At 60.2% G+C, this 17,224-nt stretch carries 16 protein-coding genes; 7 read left to right on the top strand and 9 right to left on the bottom strand.

The annotated features are described in order from the left end of the window. The first annotated feature begins 216 nt into the window (after positions 1–216). Both BN1124_RS00870 and BN1124_RS00865 read left to right on the top strand, forming a co-directional pair. Positions 217–1,068 carry an aldo/keto reductase gene (locus BN1124_RS00870; RefSeq protein ID WP_042638215.1) on the top strand — a complete coding sequence of 284 codons (852 nt, stop codon included), beginning with the start codon at positions 217–219 and terminating at the stop codon, positions 1,066–1,068. Positions 1,069–1,115: 47 nt separating this feature from the next. Beyond that, entirely contained in the window at positions 1,116–2,105 is a 990-nt protein-coding gene (locus tag BN1124_RS00865; protein WP_042638213.1) for an aldo/keto reductase, read from the top strand. Positions 2,106–2,163: 58 nt separating this feature from the next. Here BN1124_RS00865 and BN1124_RS00860 read toward each other — a convergent pair whose 3' ends face one another. Beyond that, complete coding sequence (locus tag BN1124_RS00860; protein ID WP_042638211.1) at positions 2,164–3,057, bottom strand: LysR family transcriptional regulator; 894 nt, start codon at positions 3,055–3,057, stop codon at positions 2,164–2,166. 217 nt (positions 3,058–3,274) lie between these two features. Here BN1124_RS00860 and BN1124_RS00855 point away from each other — a divergent pair, with 217 nt between their 5' ends. Further along, complete coding sequence (locus BN1124_RS00855; RefSeq protein WP_042638209.1) at positions 3,275–3,967, top strand: alpha/beta hydrolase; 693 nt, start codon at positions 3,275–3,277, stop codon at positions 3,965–3,967. A gap of 109 nt (positions 3,968–4,076) precedes the next feature. Here BN1124_RS00855 and BN1124_RS00850 read toward each other — a convergent pair whose 3' ends face one another. The 5 genes from BN1124_RS00850 to thrS form a co-directional block, all read right to left on the bottom strand. After that, complete coding sequence (locus BN1124_RS00850; RefSeq protein WP_231553578.1) at positions 4,077–6,071, bottom strand: alkyl/aryl-sulfatase; 1,995 nt, start codon at positions 6,069–6,071, stop codon at positions 4,077–4,079. Between the two features lie 449 nt (positions 6,072–6,520). Further along, positions 6,521–6,877: a 50S ribosomal protein L20 gene (gene rplT / locus BN1124_RS00845; protein WP_005300683.1), complete on the bottom strand. Its 357-nt coding sequence runs from the start codon at positions 6,875–6,877 to the stop codon at positions 6,521–6,523. Positions 6,878–6,891: 14 nt separating this feature from the next. Continuing rightward, a complete protein-coding gene (gene rpmI / locus BN1124_RS00840) occupies positions 6,892–7,089 on the bottom strand; it encodes a 50S ribosomal protein L35 (protein ID WP_005315535.1) in 198 nt (65 codons plus the stop codon). A gap of 85 nt (positions 7,090–7,174) precedes the next feature. Beyond that, positions 7,175–7,705: a translation initiation factor IF-3 gene (gene infC / locus BN1124_RS00835; protein ID WP_236661587.1), complete on the bottom strand. Its 531-nt coding sequence runs from the start codon at positions 7,703–7,705 to the stop codon at positions 7,175–7,177. 21 nt (positions 7,706–7,726) lie between these two features. Further along, on the bottom strand, positions 7,727–9,655 hold the full coding sequence (gene thrS, locus BN1124_RS00830; protein WP_042638198.1) for a threonine--tRNA ligase: 1,929 nt from the start codon (positions 9,653–9,655) through the stop codon (positions 7,727–7,729). Between the two features lie 320 nt (positions 9,656–9,975). On the opposite strand from thrS, the gene BN1124_RS00825 reads away from it, so the two are divergent. Beyond that, positions 9,976–10,188 (top strand): hypothetical protein, encoded by a 213-nt coding sequence (locus BN1124_RS00825; RefSeq protein ID WP_042638195.1) that lies wholly within the window; start codon positions 9,976–9,978, stop codon positions 10,186–10,188. A gap of 43 nt (positions 10,189–10,231) precedes the next feature. Here BN1124_RS00825 and BN1124_RS00820 read toward each other — a convergent pair whose 3' ends face one another. Further along, on the bottom strand, positions 10,232–10,822 hold the full coding sequence (locus tag BN1124_RS00820) for a tetratricopeptide repeat protein (RefSeq protein ID WP_042638193.1): 591 nt from the start codon (positions 10,820–10,822) through the stop codon (positions 10,232–10,234). Between the two features lie 172 nt (positions 10,823–10,994). On the opposite strand from BN1124_RS00820, the gene BN1124_RS00815 reads away from it, so the two are divergent. Next, positions 10,995–12,050 (top strand): PA0069 family radical SAM protein, encoded by a 1,056-nt coding sequence (locus BN1124_RS00815; protein ID WP_042638192.1) that lies wholly within the window; start codon positions 10,995–10,997, stop codon positions 12,048–12,050. Between the two features lie 38 nt (positions 12,051–12,088). Here BN1124_RS00815 and BN1124_RS21480 read toward each other — a convergent pair whose 3' ends face one another. Together BN1124_RS21480 and gyrA are read right to left on the bottom strand one after the other, a co-directional pair. Beyond that, positions 12,089–12,253, bottom strand: coding sequence for a hypothetical protein (locus BN1124_RS21480; protein ID WP_197066151.1), 165 nt, complete (start codon positions 12,251–12,253; stop codon positions 12,089–12,091). A gap of 348 nt (positions 12,254–12,601) precedes the next feature. Beyond that, positions 12,602–15,370 (bottom strand): DNA topoisomerase (ATP-hydrolyzing) subunit A, encoded by a 2,769-nt coding sequence (gene gyrA, locus BN1124_RS00810; protein WP_042638190.1) that lies wholly within the window; start codon positions 15,368–15,370, stop codon positions 12,602–12,604. A gap of 187 nt (positions 15,371–15,557) precedes the next feature. Here gyrA and ubiG point away from each other — a divergent pair, with 187 nt between their 5' ends. Both ubiG and BN1124_RS00800 read left to right on the top strand, forming a co-directional pair. Further along, a complete protein-coding gene (gene ubiG, locus BN1124_RS00805) occupies positions 15,558–16,274 on the top strand; it encodes a bifunctional 2-polyprenyl-6-hydroxyphenol methylase/3-demethylubiquinol 3-O-methyltransferase UbiG (protein WP_042638188.1) in 717 nt (238 codons plus the stop codon). Next, positions 16,274–16,960, top strand: coding sequence for an HAD family hydrolase (locus tag BN1124_RS00800; protein ID WP_042638186.1), 687 nt, complete (start codon positions 16,274–16,276; stop codon positions 16,958–16,960). Before ubiG ends, BN1124_RS00800 begins: the two co-directional genes overlap by 1 nt. Positions 16,961–17,224: the final 264 nt, after the last annotated feature.

Below are 17,224 nucleotides of genomic sequence, written 5' to 3'. Positions count from 1 at the left end.
GAGCCACATCTGTAGCGGCGGTAAGAGGGCGCATCCCCACAGGAAAGAGGCCTCCTCGTGAAGGCGACAGTGAAAGACTGGTTATTTGCCCGATGCGATCCGGGTGGAGGTTCGCCGATTGATGAGCCCGGTCGATAGGGTCTAGTGGATACCGCTATCTAATCCGATGAAAGGGGCCGCGTTATGCTACCGGCACCCCACAGAGAGGATAACGTCATGCAAACAGTCACATTGAACAACGAAAACACCCTGCCCCTGCTGGGGTTCGGGGTCTTTCAGATGACGGAGGCGGCCGAGTGCGAAGGGGCCGTCGTCGATGCCATCGAGAGCGGCTATCGCCTCATCGACACCGCCGCCTCCTATCAGAATGAAACCCAGGTGGGCAACGGCATCAGGCGTAGCGGGATCGCACGGGGCGAGCTGTTCGTCACCACCAAGCTGTGGCTGCAGGACGCCAGTTACGAGGGGGCCAAGGCCCAGTTCGAGCGCTCCCTGAACCGGCTGCAACTGGACTATGTGGATCTCTACCTCATCCATCAACCCTATGGGGATGTGCACGGGGCCTGGCGCGCCATGGAGGAGCTCCATCGGGCCGGCAAGTGCCGCGCCATCGGGGTGAGCAACTTCCACCCGGATCGGCTGGCAGATCTCGTCGCCTTCAACCAGGTCTCCCCCGCGGTCAACCAGATAGAGATAAACCCCTTCCATCAGCAACTGCATTCAGTGCCCTGGATGCAGAGCCGCGCCATAGTGCCGCAAGCCTGGGCCCCCTTTGCCGAGGGTCGCAACGGCCTGTTCCAGCACCCGCTGCTTGCGGCCATTGGCGAGCGCCATGGCAAGAGCGTGGGCCAGGTGGTGCTGCGCTGGCTGCTGCAGCGCGGCATCCCCTCCCTCGCCAAGACGGTGCGCAAGGCGCGCATGGTGGAGAACCTCGACTTGTTTGACTTTGCATTGAGCGACGAAGAGATGTTGCAGGTCACCGCCCTGGATACGGGCACCAGCGCCTTCTTCTCTCACCGGGATCCGGCCAGGGTGGAGTGGCTGACCGGTCGCCGGCTCGACGTTTAACCCCGCGAACCCCACTCGAACACCAATAACCAGTGAGGAATTTGATGATGCAGACCCGTCTTCTAGGTCAATCCGGCCTGAGTGTCAGCGCGCTCGGCCTTGGCTGCATGGGGCTGAGCCAGGGCTATGGCCCGGCCACCGATCGCGGCCAGGCCGTGGCCCTTATTCGCGCCGCCGTGGAGCGTGGCGTGACCCTGTTCGACACCGCCGAGGTGTATGGCCCCTATCTCAATGAAGAGGTGGTGGGTGAAGCCTTGAAACCGCTGCGGGATCGGGTGGTGATCGCCACCAAATTTGGCTTCAACCTTGGGAATGACCGCCAACAACGGCCCCTCAACAGTCACCCCGAGCAGATACGGGCGGCCGTCGAAGGCTCCTTGCGCCGCCTGCAGACGGATGTCATCGATCTGCTCTATCAGCACCGCGTCGATCCCGAGGTGCCCATTGAAGAGGTCGCCGGCACGGTGAAAGATCTGATTGCCGAGGGCAAGGTCAAGCACTTCGGCCTGTCGGAGGCTGGTGCCCAGACCATCAGGCGGGCCCACGCGGTGCAACCTGTGACGGCGCTGCAGAGCGAGTATTCTCTCTGGTGGCGAGAGCCCGAGCGAGAAATCTTGCCACTGCTGGCAGAGCTGGGGATTGGTTTCGTGCCGTTCAGCCCGCTGGGCAGAGGCTTCCTGACCGGCGCCATCAAGGCGGGCACCACCTTTGCCGCGGATGATTTTCGAAGCCAAGTGCCCCGCTTCGCCGCCGAGGCGCTGGCGGCCAATGAGCGGCTGGTGGCACTGCTCAGTGCATTGGCCGCGCAAAGAGGGGTCACTCCGGCCCAGATCGCCCTCGCCTGGCTGCTGGCACAGCAACCCTGGATAGTGCCCATTCCCGGCACCACCAAGTTGCCGCGCCTCGACGAGAATCTGGGGGCAGCGCAGCTGAGGCTGACGCCGGCGGAGCTTGCCCAGATAGCTGGCCTGCTCGAGCAGGTGCAGATCGTCGGGGATCGCTATCCGGCCGCGTTGCAGGCCCACGTCGGGCGTTGATGGCAAGATGGGCCTTGTCGGGGCTGGCGGTTATCGCCAACCCTTGCTGGCAAGGCCTTCATTGTCCGTAGCGCAGCGCCTCAATCAAAAGTGCAAAGGCGGGGGTGTGCTGCTTGCGACTCGGGTAATAGAGGTGATACCCCGCGAAGGTCGGGCACCAGTCGGCCAGCACCTGCACCAGAGTCCCCGCCTCCAGGGCATTGTGCACCATGTCTTCCGGCACGCAGGCGAGCCCCAGCCCCTCCTCGGCGGCCTCGATCCGCTCACCGAGCAGATTAAGGGTCAGCTGGCCCTCCACCCTCACCCGCAAGGGCTTGCCGTCCTGTTCAAACTCCCAGTGATAGAGGCCGCCGGCGGTGGGCAGGCGCATGTTGATGCAGCAGTGCTGCTGCAGCTCATGGGGTGTCTGCGGCGTGCCCCAGTTCGCCAGATAGGCGGGGGAGCCGACCACCACCATGCGCATGTCAGGCCCTATCCGCACAGCTACCATGTCCTTGTCGACGCTCTCCCCCAGCCGCACGCCCCCATCGAAGCGATCGGCGACGATATCGACGAGGCCGTTGTCCACTACCAACTCCACCTTGATCTGCGGATAAGCCTTGAGAAACGGTTTGAGCTTGGGCCACAGCAGGCTGCGCGCCGCGTGCTCACCGGCGGAGAGGCGCAGATTGCCGGCGGCGCTGCCGTGGCTCTGGACTATGGCCCCCAACGCCAGTTCGAGATCCGCCAGACGGGGCTCCAGGCAGGCGATGATCCTTTCTCCCGTTTCAGTAGGCGCCACACTGCGGGTAGTACGGGTCAATAACCGGATATTCAACCGCTCTTCCAGCGCCTTGATGGCGTGGCTCAGGGCGGATTGAGAGACCCCCAGCTTGCCCGCCGCCCGGGTAAAGCTTCGCTCTCGCGCCACCGCCAGGAAGAGCTGGAGCTCATTGAAGTTTTCTTTCAGCACGCGCTTTTCCTTGAGTGATCACCGAGTGAGCCCGCGATAGACAACCTGGCCGTCGATGCCAGCCTGGGGGCAGGGAGGCTGGCATGTTAGCAAGCTTCTCGCCGGATCAAAAACCGCGGGCAGGCTCGCAGCACCTCACTGGATTGGCCGTCACTATACTGGTGTACTGTCAGCGGCCCGCAAGTGACCGCCTGGTTACCACGAGGAGAACGGCACCATGAACGAACAACCCACCATCATCCTGGTTCACGGCTTTTGGGGCGGCGCCATGCACTGGCGTAGAGTCATCACCCGATTGTTTCGACACGGTTTTACCCAGTTGCAGGCGGTTGAGCTGCCCCTGACCTCGCTGGCCGACGACGCCGAGCGGACCCGCAAGATGGTGGCGCAGCAGGCCGGTCCCGTGCTGCTGGTCGGTCACTCCTATGGCGGCGCCGTGATCACCGAGATGGGCGACATGCCCAACGTCATCGGCCTGGTCTATATCGCCGCCTTCGCTCCCGATGCGGGCGAGAGCCCGGGCGCCATTACCCATGCCAGCCCACCGGCGGCCATGGCCAACATAGTCCCCGACAGTGACGGTTATCTCTGGCTCAAGCAAAGCGAGTTTCACGCCAGTTTCTGCCAGGATCTCACCCCGGAAGAGGCGCAGGTGATGGCCGTCACCCAGAAGGCACCGCTGGGTTCCACCTTCGGCAACAACATCACAGCGCCGGCCTGGCAGCAGAAGCCAAGCTGGTACCAGATCTCCAGCGAAGACCGCATGATAAGCCCGGACAACCAGCAGCGGATGGCGGCGCGGATCAAGCCACGCAAGTGCATCACGCTCGCGGCCAGCCATGCGTCTCTGGTCTCCAGGGCCGATGAGGTGACGGCCCTCATCATCGAAGCCGCCACCCAGACGAAATAAGCCCTCTTCGCGGTGCTTCCCCCGATGGCGGGCGGTCGCGCCGCTGTTCATTCAGGCATAAAAAAGGGCGTGGCCAATGGCCACGCCCTTAACATTGGGTTGTGACGACTCAGGGCGTCACGATATTGAACCAGAACTCGAAGTTGTCCATGTAACCCAGCACTTCCTTGAGCTTGTCGCCGTTGCCCGTCACCTTCACCTCCCCCGCCGCGATGGCCTTGTCCAGGGTGGTCTGCTTCAGGATCAGGTTGTTCAGGGTATCCCGCGACAACGCGATTGTGGTGTCGGCATTGCTGGCCTCAGCATTCGCCGTGTGATTCAGCACCCCGTTCTCCAGCTCCACCTTGTACTTGCCACCGGTATCGCCGAAGTCAAAGTTCATCACCGCCTTGGCGTTGCCGGACTTGGGCCCGTTCAGACGCACCGCCAGATAGTCGAAGAACATGTCCAGCGACATGGCGCGCACCGTATCCGGGCTCGCGGTGTTCGGGGTCGGCAACTGGGTCACGCCGCTGCGCAGCTCCTTGGCCCCGGTCAGGTAGAAGTTGCGCCAGGGGCCGGATTCGGCCTGATAGCCCATCTGCTCGAGGGCATCGGCTTCCAGCTCACGGGCGGCCTTGTTGTTCGGATCGGCAAACACCACGTGTTTGACCACCTGAGCGACCCAGCGATACTCACCCTTGTCATAGGAGGCCTTGGCTTTTTTCAGCACCTCGTCGTCACCGCCCATGAACTCCACATACTTCTTGGCCGATTCGCTCGGCGTCAGCTCGTTCAGGGTGGCCGGGTTGCCGTCAAACCAGCCCAGGTAGAGCACGTAGGTCGCCTTCACGTTGTGGCTGATGGAGCCATAGTAGCCGCGGTTGGCCCAGGTGTTGGCCAGGGAATCCGGCAACTTGAACTGCTCGGCGATCTCGTCACGGGTGTAGCCCATGTTGGCCAGACGCAGAGTCTCATCGTTGATGTAGCGATAGAGGTCGCGCTGGGATTTGAGCAAGGTGGTGACTTCCTTGTTGCCCCAGGTTGGCCAGTGGTGTTGGGCAAACATGATCTCGGCCTTGTCCCCCCACATGGAGAGCGCCTGGTTCAGATACTTGGACCAGGGCAGCGGCTCGCGGATCTTGGCGCCGCGCAGGGAATAGGTGTTGTGCAGGGTGTGGGTCGCATCTTCGGCGGCGGAGATGGCTTTCTTCTCCTCGATGTACCACAGCATCTCGGACGGAGCCTCCGAACCCGGCGCCATCATGAACTCATAGGTCAGCCCGTCGATGACCTCTTTCTGACCGGTCTTGGTGATGATATCGGTGGGGGCGATCAGGGTCACTGTCCCCGCCGAGGTGGTAGTACCCAGGCCGGCACCGACCTGGCCTTTCTCGTCGGCTGGCAGCAGGTTGCCATACATGTAGCTGGCGCGGCGGCTCATGACGTTGCCCGCCATGATGTTCTCAGCGACGGCGGCTTCCATGAAGCCTTCCGGTGCGTAGATCTTCACCTTGCCGGCCTTCACGTCGGCCTCGTCAACCACACCGCGCACGCCACCATAGTGGTCAACGTGGCTGTGGGTATAGATGACAGCCTTGACCGGCTTGTTGCCCTGATGCTTGTAGTAGAGATCCAGGCCAATCTTGGCGGTTTCTGCCGATACCAGCGGATCGACGAGGGTGATTCCCTCCTTGCCCTCGATGATGGTCATGTTGGACAGATCCAGGTTACGGATCTGATAGATGCCGTCCGTTACCTTGAACAGGCCGCTGATGTTGATCAGCTGAGCCTGACGCCACAGGCTGGGGTTGACGGTCGCGGGCGCCTTCTCCCCTTCCTTGATGAAGCCGTACTTCTGCGGATCCCAGATAAGATTGCCCGCCTCCCCCTTGATGGGGGCTGGTGGCAGGGCCGCAATAAAGCCCTTGTTGGCGTTCTCGAAATCGGTCTTGTCTGCGAAGGGCAGTTGCTTGAGCAGTTGGTCATTGGCGCTCTGGGTCGCGGCGGCGGCATCCTTGCGCAGATCCTCTGCGGCAAAGCTCGGAACAGACAAGCTGGTCACCAGACCGGCCAGCATCAGCTTGACGAAGACGGATTTTAACTTCCTGTGCATCGGTTTCATGTTTTCTCCCTGTTGTAAACGGACTTTCTCTTCTTATTACAAACACACAACCCATACAGACTCTCTTGAGATCCACCCTTAATCAAGTTTTTACATAACAAAAACAATGGGTTGTTATATGTACAGCGTAAAGCGTCGCTGACGATGCCAAGCAAGTGAGGGAAGCGTCGAGGTCAAAGGGATGGCAGGGTCAATGGGCCCGAGGCCAGTGCTGGCGGGAAGGGAGGACGAACTGGTAGCCCAATGTGGCAAGAGGAGGATGAGGACGCAACGATGGCGCCATGGACGAATTGGTTAATCGTTACACAACAGCGAGATAGAGGAGGAGTTTCGTTTGCCCACTGCCCGCGACAATAGCTGTCATGCCACGAGATAGTTTCAAAAGCGAGGCGGGACAAAAACAAAAAAGGAGGCCTAAGCCTCCTTTTATCTTTCATAACAGAACCGGATTAAACCAGAGCTGCTTTAGCTTTTTCAACCAGGGCGGTGAAAGCCAGCTTGTCGTGAACGGCGATATCGGACAGGATCTTGCGATCGATCTCGATAGAAGCCTTCTTCAGACCGTTGATCAGACGGCTGTAGGACAGACCGTTCTGACGGGCAGCAGCGTTGATACGCGCGATCCACAGTTGACGGAACTGACGTTTCTTCTGACGACGGTCACGGTAGGCATACTGACCGGCTTTAGTTACCGCTTGTACCGCTACGCGGTAGACACGGGAACGGGCGCCGTAGTAACCCTTGGCGGCTTTCATTACTTTCTTGTGACGAGCGCGAGCGGTCACACCACGTTTAACTCTTGGCATTTTTCACATCCCCCTTATGCGTACGGCAGACAAGCGACAACACGTTTGTGGTCGGCAGCAGAAACCATGAACTTCGGCCCCAGCTTACGCTTACGCTTACTGCTCTTCTTGGTCAGGATGTGACGCAGGTGGTTGTGCTTGCACTTGAAGCGACCTGAGCCAGTCTTCTTGAAGCGCTTTGCGGCGCCCCGGTTGGTTTTCATCTTCGGCATTTCATACTCCGCATTGTGAGTGACAACAAAATCGCAAGGCGAACCGACTCATAGGACATGCCCATGAGTCAATTTCTTGTGGGCCTTAAGATTTCTTCTTAGGTGCGAGAACCATCACTGCTTGACGGCCTTCGACTTTCGGGAACGATTCTACTACGGCCAACTCTTCCAGATCGTTTTTGACTCGCTCCAGAACCTTGATACCAAGATCCTGGTGGGCCATTTCACGACCACGGAAGCGCAGGGTGACCTTAGCCTTGTCCCCGTCTTCCAGAAAGCGAACCAGGTTGCGTAGTTTTACCTGATAGTCGCCTTCGTCAGTGCCAGGACGGAATTTGATTTCCTTGACCTGGACGACTTTCTGCTTTTTCTTCTGTTCTTTGGTGGTCTTGCTCTTTTCGTAGAGGAATTTGCCGTAATCCATGATCCGGCAAACGGGCGGCTCAGCGTTAGGACTGATCTCGACCAGATCCACTCCAGCCTCAAGGGCCAAGTTCAGAGCATCTTGGATGGAGACGATGCCAATGGCTTCACCATCCAAACCGGTCAGACGAACTTCTTTCAGACGGATCTCTTCATTGATCCGGTGAGCGCGGGCTTGCGGTTGCTTGCCCAGTTTTTTTCCGCCTTTTATAGCTTATTCCTCCACTTTCTTTTGTCCGCGGGTCTGAACTTCCTGGGTCAACAGAGCGATTAACTCTTCAACAGGATAAGTGCCCAGGTCAGCCCCTTTACGAGTCCGTACTGCAATCTTGCCGGCTTCAACTTCTTTATCGCCGCAGACCAACATGAAAGGAACTCGTTTCAAAGTATGCTCGCGGATTTTAAAGCCAATCTTCTCATTTCTCAAGTCCGCTTTTGCGCGAAGGCCCGCATCATTCAATGCTTTGGCAACTTTCACCGCATATTCGGCCTGATTGTCCGTGATATTCATGACCACGGCCTGAGTCGGTGCCAACCAGGTCGGGAACAGTCCGGCGTACTCTTCAGTCAGGATCCCGATGAAACGCTCGAGGGACCCCAGAATGGCGCGGTGGATCATGACGGGCACATGGCGCTCGTTATCTTCACCCACGTAGGTGGCACCCAGACGACCCGGCAAGGCAAAATCGAGCTGCACGGTACCACACTGCCACGCACGATCAAGACAATCGTGCAGGGTGAATTCAATCTTGGGACCGTAGAAGGCGCCCTCACCCGGCTGCAGATCGTACTTCAGACCGTTCAGCACCAAGGCTTCCGCCAGGGCGGCCTCGGCGCGATCCCAGGCCTCATCCGAGCCGATACGCTGTTCGGGACGGGTGGACAGCTTGACCACGATGTTCTCGAAACCGAAGGTGCCGTAGACGTCGTAGACCATGCGGATACAGGCCGAGACCTCTTCCATGATCTGCGCTTCGGTACAGAAGATGTGAGCATCATCCTGGGTGAAGCCACGTACCCGCATCAGGCCGTGCAGGGAGCCTGACGGCTCGTTGCGGTGACAGGAGCCGAACTCGGCCATGCGCAGGGGCAGATCGCGATAGGACTTCAGACCCTGGTTGAAGATCTGCACGTGACCCGGGCAGTTCATCGGCTTGATGGCGTACTCACGGTTCTCGGACTGGGTGGTGAACATGGCCTGGGCGTATTTCTCCCAGTGACCTGAACGCTCCCACAGCACGCGATCCATCATGAAGGGGCCTTTCACCTCCTGATAGTCGTACTCCTTGAGCTTGCCGCGGATGAAGGTTTCCAGCTCGCGGAAGATGGTCCAGCCGTCGTTGTGCCAGAACACCATGCCGGGCGCTTCTTCCTGCATGTGGTAGAGATCGAGCTGCTTGCCAATTTTGCGGTGGTCGCGCTTGGCGGCCTCTTCCAGACGCTGCAGGTAAGCCTTCAGCTGCTTCTTGTCGGCCCAGGCGGTGCCGTAGATACGCTGTAGCATCTTGTTGTTGGAGTCGCCACGCCAGTAGGCGCCGGACATCTTCTGCAACTTGAAATGGTGGCAGTGACGCATGTTCGGCACGTGGGGGCCGCGACACATGTCGACGTACTCTTCATGATGATACAGACCAGGCTGGTCATCACGGGCAATGTTCTGATCCAGGATCTCGACCTTGTAGGTCTCGCCACGGGCTTCGAACACGTCGCGTGCTTCCTGCCAGGAGACCTTCTTCTTGACGACGTCGTAATCCTTGGCGGCCAGCGCCAGCATGCGCTCTTCCAGGGCAGCCAGATCCTCGTCGGTCAGGGTGCGATCGAGATCGATGTCGTAGTAGAAACCGTTGTCGATGACCGGACCTATGGCCATCTTGGTCTGGGGCCAGAGCTGCTTGATGGCATGACCCAGCAGGTGCGCACAGGAGTGGCGCAGGATGTCCAGACCCTCTTCGTCTTTGGCGGTGATGATGGCCAGGGAGGCGTCGGCTTCGATCAGCTCGCAGGCATCCACCAGTTCACCGTTCACCCGACCGGCAATGCACGCCTTGGCGAGGCCCGGACCTATGTCCGCGGCGACGTCCATGACGGAAACGGCGTGGGCAAATTGACGTTGGCTGCCGTCAGGCAGAGTAATGATTGGCATTATGAGTTTCCTTGTACAGTGGTGACCCCTACCAAAGGCCACATGCAGATTGAAGAAGTCCTTTAAAATCAAGCCATTCACTTTGATGTTTCACCGTTCACAATACGGTTGGTACACGCCGTGATACGCACTTTGATGTCCGTGCGAGGCTATTCATTGACAGGAACAGTGAGGATTGTATCAGACGTCACGACTCAGACAAGTTGCCAGGGCGATTTTACATACAGCAATGGCAGGGTCTTTGCCGCTGTTGAGAGCGGCGGTAATGGCGACCGGGTGCTAGGTTTCGAGATAGACGTTCGTCTGAGAGGAAGAGAAAGATGTACAGCTATGAGATTTCGTTTCCGGAGCACGCGGAGAAGATCATCCATCCGGATCACATACTGACGACCCACTGCCCCGTCCATCTTGGCGAGCTGGTGATCCTGAGCGACGGCAGCAAGCGCGAGGTGTGCAGCATAGTGCACAGCAGCGAGCGCAGCACCCTCTATGTCATCGACGTCACCCCGGGCAAGGTAACCGCCAGTGCTTGAGAAAACTGATATTCAATGAGGAGAGGGGGCCGGCCACCCACGGCTAGCCCTCTCCCAGCAGCGACTGCCCGTTGAAATCGAAGGTACTGTTCCCCTCTTCGGCCAAGGCCAGCTCCTGCAAGACCCGCAGGGCCAGCTTGTTGCCCTTCTGCGAAGCCTGATAGAGCCACTGTTTCGCCTGCCCCATGTCGACCCGACCGTTAGCCCCCATCAGGTGCAGCACCCCCACTTTCAGCATGGCGGGCACATCGCCGTTGCGGGCCGCCAGCTCCATCCAGTGGAAGGCCGCGCGCAGATCCCGTGGCACCCCGACCCCACGCAGATAAAGATCCGCCAGCCGATATTGGCCGAAGGCATCCCCCGCCTCGGCGGAGCGACGATAGAGCGCGATGGCACGGACCAGATCCTGCTCGCTCCCCTGCCCCAGCTCGTGGCTCCAGCCCATCAGTGCCTGGGCCCTGGGCTGCCCCTGCTCCGCCAGCGGCAGCCAGATGTGGGTCGCCTGCTCGAAGTGGCCGACGCGCCAGGCCCGGTTGGCAGACGCCAGCTCCTGCTCGGTGGAGAGCGGGATCAGGCGCCAGATGACCAGACTGATCACTCCGATAAACAGCCAGCGTGAGGTAGTGGGCTTCATGATGATTTCCGTGATCCAGTTCTCATTTCGTCTATGTAAACGAAATGTAGCAACAGATCAAGCGGCAGATTCATTTGCGATGCAGTTTTACCTAAGGCGAACGGCCGGACTTGCAGTTTGCCGAGACCCTCGCCACAATAACTGTATATATAAACAGTATTGGTATGGTGAGATGGCAGGACGAGGCAGCAGTCACAATGTCGAGCACCGCTTCAGTGGCCCCCAGATCGAGGCCATCGACGATGGCTGGCAGGCACAGGAGTGGGAAACCGCGTTTCAACCGCAGGCGCCTCAAACAGAGGTGCGCGAGATAGAGGCGAAGAGCATCATCAGCCACAACCTGTCGCCGGATGTGCCCTTCGGCCGCTCCATCAACCCCTATCAGGGCTGCGAGCACGGCTGCATCTATTGCTATGCCAGGCCCAGCCACGCCTATCTGGAGCTCTCGCCGGGGCTGGATTTCGAGACCAAGCTGTTTGCCAAACTCAATGCCGCCGCGCTGCTGCGGCGGGAATTCGCCAAACCGAGCTACCAGCCCCAGACCATAGTGCTCGGCGCCAATACCGATCCCTATCAGCCCATCGAGCATCAATACCGGCTCACCCGTGAGCTGCTGGAGGTGATGCTGGCCCACCGCCATCCGGTTGGGATCATCACCAAGAGCGCCATGATATTGCGCGACCTCGACCTGCTGAGCGAATTGGCCCGAGAGGGGCTCTGTCAGGTGATGGTGTCGGTCACCACCCTCAACGAGACGCTGAGGCGGCAACTGGAGCCTCGCGCCAGCACGGGCGCCGGGCGCTTGAAGGTGATCGAGAAGCTGGCCGGGGCCGGGGTGCCGGTCGGGGTATTGGCCGCCCCCATGATCCCGCGCCTGAACGAACCCGAGCTGGAGCAGATCATCAAGTCGGCGGTCGAGGCCGGTGCCGGCTGCGCCGACTACATACTGCTGCGCCTGCCCCACGAGCTGACAACACTCTTCAGCGACTGGCTGGACGAGCACTACCCCGGCCAGAAGGAAGCCATCCTGAACCAGTTGAGGGCCAGCCGGGGCGGCAACCTCAACAGCCCCGCCTTCGGTACTCGCATGCGGGGCGAGGGGCAGTTTGCGGACTTGCTGGCCCAGCGCTTTCGGCTGATCAGCAAGCGGCTGCAGCTTGGCAAGCGCCACGTTCAGCTGAACCTGACCCGCTTCATTCGCCCAAACGAGCAGTTACGGCTGTTCTGAAGGTCGGCGCTGCCTTTATCCGCTCAGCCCCTGACTGCTCAGCCCCTGGGCCGCAAAGGCCGGGCTGGCTTGGGCCGGGCAATCAACTCCACCGGCAGGCGCGATGGTTCATGGGCCACCTCCTCTTCCTCCGCCAAGACGCCCTTGGCCTCTGCCCCCCACATCCGGCTCCACCAGATCTCCCACATTATCCAGCTGGTCATGGCATGCTCCTCTTGGATGGTATCGATGGAATTGCCGAGTTCACCTTTGGCGCTCGGACAGTGGCAGCTTGCCTCGCCCCTGTGACAGCGGGATGACGACCTGATGATCCCTTGATGACGCGGGATCCCGTTGTCGGCGCTGTCAGCACCGACCCTGCCCACTGGCCGTGTCCGGAGCGGTTACGGCAGTACAAACGGCTATTAAATGGATATCTTTCGATATCAATGAACTGCTTAATGGGGAGCGATAGCGAATAACAGAGATAGGATCGCCAGGCTGGCGATAAAAATAGCGCAATAAAAAGAGCGACCCTGGGGTCGCTCTTTTTTATCGGAGTAAACGGGCGATTATTCGTCGCTCGCCGTCCCCTCTTCGCTGGCGCCGTCGGTAGCACCGGCATCTGACGCGTTGTCTGCGCCTTCTACCTGCTCACCGTCGATGGCCACGACGTCGGTCTCTTCCTCGTCGCTCTCGGCGATGCGCTGCAGGCCGACCACGGTCTCGTCTTCACCGGTCCGGATCAGACGGACACCGCCGGTGTTACGACCTATGATGCTCACCTCGCTGACGCGAGTACGCACCAGGGTGCCACCGTTGGTGATCAGCATGATCTGGTCGGTATCTTCGACCTGGATAGCATCGATCACCTTGCCGTTACGCTCATCCACCTTGATGGAGATGACGCCCTGGGTACCACGGCTCTTGGTCGGGTACTCGTCCAGCGCGGTGCGCTTGCCGTAACCGTTCTCGGTGGCGGTAAGGATGGCGCCCTCGCCACGGGGGACGATGAGGGAGACCACCTTGTTGCCACTCGGCAGACGGATACCGCGGACACCGGCGGCGGTACGACCCATGGGACGCACGCCCTTGAAGGCACCCTTGGTTTCGCTGCCTTCGGCACCGTCGCTAGTGTCGCTGCCTTCATCGTCGTTGCCGGCGTCGTCATCTGTTTCGACGTCGTCGCTGGCATCCGCGTCAGCGCGGCCGCTGCCTTCTGCGAAGCGAACCACCTTGCCCGCGTCGGAGAACAGCATGATCTCGTTGCTGCCATCGGTGATGTCTACCCCGATCAGCTCATCGCCCTCTTTGAGGTTGATGGCACGAATACCGGAGGAGAGCGGACGGCTGAACGCAGACAGGCTGGTCTTCTTCACGGTACCGTCGGCGGTGGCGAAGAAGACGTACTTGTCGTCGCTGTACTCGTTGACCGGCAGGATGGCGGTGATGCGCTCACCCTCTTCCAGCGGCAACAGGTTGATGATCGGACGGCCGCGGGCGCCACGGGACGCCTCCGGCAGCTGATACACCTCGAGCCAGTAGACCTTGCCACGGGTGGAGAAGCACAGGATGGTGTCGTGGGTGTTGGCCACCAACAGACGCTCCACGAAGTCCTCTTCCTTGATCCGGGTAGCCGACTTGCCCTTGCCACCACGACGCTGCGCCTCGTAGTCGGTCAGCGGCTGATACTTCACATAGCCCTGGTGAGACAAGGTGACGACAACGTCTTCCGGGGTGATCAGATCCTTGGTATTGAGCTCGATGCTGGAGAAGTTGATCTCGGTGCGGCGCGCGTCGCCATACTGCTCGCGCACGGCCACCAGCTCATCGCGGATCACTTCCATCAGCCGTTCCGGGCTTGCCAGGATGAACAGCAGCTCGGCGATCAGGTCCAGCAGAGATTGGTACTCTTCCAGGATCTTCTCGTGCTCGAGGCCGGTCAGCTTGTGCAGACGCAAGTCAAGGATGGCCTGGGCTTGCTGCTCGGTCAGGAAGTACTGGCCTTCACGGATACCGAACTGGGGCTCCAGCCACTCGGGACGGGCCGCGTCGTCGCCTGCTTTTTCCAGCATGGCGGCCACGTTGCCGAGCTCCCAGCCGTTCGCCACAAGCTTGGCCTTGGCGTCCGCCGGGGTGTCGGAGTGACGGATCAGCGCGATGATGGGGTCGATGTTGGCCAGCGCAACCGCCAGGCCTTCCAGGATGTGGGCCCGATCCCGCGCCTTGCGCAGTTCGAACACGGTCCGGCGGGTCACTACCTCACGGCGGTGCAGCAGGAAGGCATCCAGGATCTCTTTAAGGTTCATCACCTTGGGCTGGTTGTTATCGAGCGCCACCATGTTGATGCCGAACGTGGTCTGCATCTGGGTGTGCTTGTAGAGATTGTTCAGCACAATCTCGCCGGACTCGCCGCGCTTGATCTCGATAACGATGCGCATGCCGTCTTTATCAGACTCATCGCGCAGGGCACTGATGCCCTCAACCTTTTTCTCTTTGACCAGCTCGGCGATCTTCTCGATCAACCGCGCCTTGTTCACCTGATAAGGCAGCTCGTGAACGATGATGGTCTCGCGACTCGTCTTGTCGTCCACTTCCACTTCGGCCTTGGCACGCACATAGATGGAGCCACGACCGGTGCGGTACGCCTGCACTATGCCGGAGCGACCGTTGATGATGGCGCCGGTGGGGAAGTCAGGGCCGCTGATATAGGTCATCAGCTCATCGATGGTGAGATTGCCATTCTCGATCAACGCCAGACAGCCGTTGACGATCTCGGTGAGGTTGTGGGGCGGAATGTTGGTCGCCATGCCCACCGCGATACCGGAGGAGCCGTTGACCAGCAGGTTGGGCACTTTGGTGGGCATGACAGCCGGGATCATCTCGGTGCCGTCGTAGTTCGGCACCCAGTCCACGGTCTCTTTGTCCAGATCGGCCAGCAACTCGTGGGAGATGCGCGCCATCCGCACTTCGGTGTAACGCATGGCGGCGGCGCTGTCGCCGTCGACCGAACCGAAGTTGCCCTGACCGTCGACCAGCATGTAACGCATGGAGAAATCCTGCGCCAAGCGGACGATGGTGTCATACACGGCGCTATCGCCATGCGGGTGATATTTACCTATTACGTCACCGACCACACGGGCCGATTTCTTGTAGGGCTTGTTCCAGTCGTTCCCCAACTCGTTCATAGCAAACAGAACGCGGCGGTGAACCGGTTTCAAGCCATCACGCACATCCGGCAGAGCTCGTCCTACGATCACGCTCATGGCGTAATCCAGATAGGAACTCTTGAGCTCTTCTTCGATGTTGATCGGCGTGATCTCTCTGGCCAGATCGCTCATAGAAAGCCTTAATCCCTAATTAGTTGTTCTTTGGCTTAAACAGCGCGCAATGGTAACACAGGACGCGACATACCTTAAGCCACAAATCGGGCTGGTTTGCATAAGTCCGTTCGTTATAATGCCCGCCAGGACAATAGATTGCGCGCCTGTCACCAGGCTTGTGCGCCCTGCCACAGGATCCACGAAAATGAATACTGATGCCAATGTCGATCTGACAGAAATCGCCAAATTCGAAGCCATCGCCTCCCGCTGGTGGGACATGGAAGGCGAGTTCAAGCCGTTGCATCAAATCAACCCGGTGCGCCTTGACTGGATCACCGACAAGAGCGGCGGCCTGTTTGGCAAACGCGTGCTCGACATCGGCTGCGGCGGCGGCATCCTCTCCGAGAGCATGGCGCGCCGTGGCGCCAGGGTGACCGGCATCGACATGGGCAAGGAGCCGCTCGGCGTCGCCCGTCTCCATGCGCTGGAGGCCGGCGTGGAGCTCGACTATCAGCAGATGACCGCCGAGCAGCATGCCAGCGAGGCGCCGGGCCAATATGACGTGGTGACCTGCATGGAGATGCTGGAGCACGTGCCGGATCCGGCCTCGGTGCTGCGCGCCATCGCCACCCTGGTACGCCCGGGCGGCAAGGTGTTCGTCTCCACCATCAACCGCAACCCGAAAGCCTATCTGATGATGATCCTGGGGGCCGAGCACCTGCTGAAGATGGTCCCCAAGGGCACTCACGACCACAACAAGTTCATCACCCCGGCCGAGCTGTGCCGCATGGGGGAAGCCGCGGGCCTGCTGGTGAAAGACATGAGCGGGGTGCACTATGCGCCGCTCTCCAACCGCTTCAAGCTCGGCGCCAACGTCGACGTCAACTACATGGTGGCCTTCGTGCGCCCGGAGCAAGGCTGATGAGCACCATCGACAAGGCGCCCCTGCGCTGCGTGCTGTTCGATCTGGACGGTACCCTGCTCGACACGGCCCCGGATCTTGGCGCCGCCGTCAACCACGTGCTGGTGAGCGAAGGCTTCGCGCCGCTCTCTGACGACGTCATCCGCCAGACCACCTCCCACGGGGCGCTCGGGCTGCTGAGGGCCGGCCTTGGAGACGAGCTGCTGGAAGAGCTGGGGGCTGGGCGCCTGCGCGCTGCCCTGCTCGACCATTACGCGGCGAACCTCTGTGTCGGCACCCGCCCCTATGAGGGCATGCTCGATCTTATCGAGTGGCTGGACGAGCGCGCCCTGCCCTGGGGCATCGTCACCAACAAACCGGGCTTTCTGACCGAGCCGTTGCTGGCCGCCCTGCCGGCGCTCGCCAACTGCGGCGTCACCGTGAGTGCCGACACCCTGCCGGTGCGCAAACCCGATCCCGCCCCCATGTATTACGCCTGCGAGCGGCTTGGGGTGGAGGCGGCGCACTGCCTCTATGTCGGCGATCACGTGCGCGACATCGAGGCGGGCCGCAACGCCGGCATGCGCACCGCGGTGGCGGGCTGGGGCTATCTGCACGACGACGAGGATCCCGCCGATTGGGGCGCGGACCTGCAGTTCGATACTGTGCAGGCCCTGCACCACTGGTTGCGCTACGAGCTGAGTTGAGCCTGCCGCGACCGGGGCCATGCCGTCATTGATGTATTTTGCAGGCGGCTTTATCCCCCCAAACAGGGAACAAAAGGATATTTGGGGGACGAAGATCGTGATCTGCCCCCGCCGGAGGGAGCCAGCACCTGCTCCCTTTTCCTTTTCATGAAGGCAGCGCCGCCGCCCCGTTCGGACAGCTTTTGACCCTTGCTGCACAAGGGATAACCAGCCTGAATTTGCTAGTAAAAACGCCCCGTTTTCGCAAGCAAAAAAAGTTATTTA

This window comes from Aeromonas eucrenophila (assembly GCF_000819865.1).
GTDB lineage: Bacteria > Pseudomonadota > Gammaproteobacteria > Enterobacterales > Aeromonadaceae > Aeromonas > Aeromonas eucrenophila.
This window is presented reverse-complemented; position numbering and strand designations above follow the sequence as displayed.

What these genes read in the sequence shown, in the direction of transcription:
- BN1124_RS00870 (WP_042638215.1), top strand. Translation starts at nt 217, where the DNA reads ATGCAAACAGTCACATTGAACAACGAAAACACCCTGCCCCTGCTGGGG.
- BN1124_RS00865 (WP_042638213.1), top strand. Translation starts at nt 1,116, where the DNA reads ATGCAGACCCGTCTTCTAGGTCAATCCGGCCTGAGTGTCAGCGCGCTC.
- BN1124_RS00855 (WP_042638209.1), top strand. Translation starts at nt 3,275, where the DNA reads ATGAACGAACAACCCACCATCATCCTGGTTCACGGCTTTTGGGGCGGC.
- BN1124_RS00850 (WP_231553578.1), bottom strand. Translation starts at nt 6,071, where the DNA reads ATGAAACCGATGCACAGGAAGTTAAAATCCGTCTTCGTCAAGCTGATG.
- rplT (WP_005300683.1), bottom strand. Translation starts at nt 6,877, where the DNA reads ATGCCAAGAGTTAAACGTGGTGTGACCGCTCGCGCTCGTCACAAGAAA.
- rpmI (WP_005315535.1), bottom strand. Translation starts at nt 7,089, where the DNA reads ATGCCGAAGATGAAAACCAACCGGGGCGCCGCAAAGCGCTTCAAGAAG.
- thrS (WP_042638198.1), bottom strand. Translation starts at nt 9,655, where the DNA reads ATGCCAATCATTACTCTGCCTGACGGCAGCCAACGTCAATTTGCCCAC.
- BN1124_RS00825 (WP_042638195.1), top strand. Translation starts at nt 9,976, where the DNA reads ATGTACAGCTATGAGATTTCGTTTCCGGAGCACGCGGAGAAGATCATC.
- BN1124_RS00820 (WP_042638193.1), bottom strand. Translation starts at nt 10,822, where the DNA reads ATGAAGCCCACTACCTCACGCTGGCTGTTTATCGGAGTGATCAGTCTG.
- BN1124_RS00815 (WP_042638192.1), top strand. Translation starts at nt 10,995, where the DNA reads ATGGCAGGACGAGGCAGCAGTCACAATGTCGAGCACCGCTTCAGTGGC.
- BN1124_RS21480 (WP_197066151.1), bottom strand. Translation starts at nt 12,253, where the DNA reads ATGACCAGCTGGATAATGTGGGAGATCTGGTGGAGCCGGATGTGGGGG.
- gyrA (WP_042638190.1), bottom strand. Translation starts at nt 15,370, where the DNA reads ATGAGCGATCTGGCCAGAGAGATCACGCCGATCAACATCGAAGAAGAG.
- ubiG (WP_042638188.1), top strand. Translation starts at nt 15,558, where the DNA reads ATGAATACTGATGCCAATGTCGATCTGACAGAAATCGCCAAATTCGAA.
- BN1124_RS00800 (WP_042638186.1), top strand. Translation starts at nt 16,274, where the DNA reads ATGAGCACCATCGACAAGGCGCCCCTGCGCTGCGTGCTGTTCGATCTG.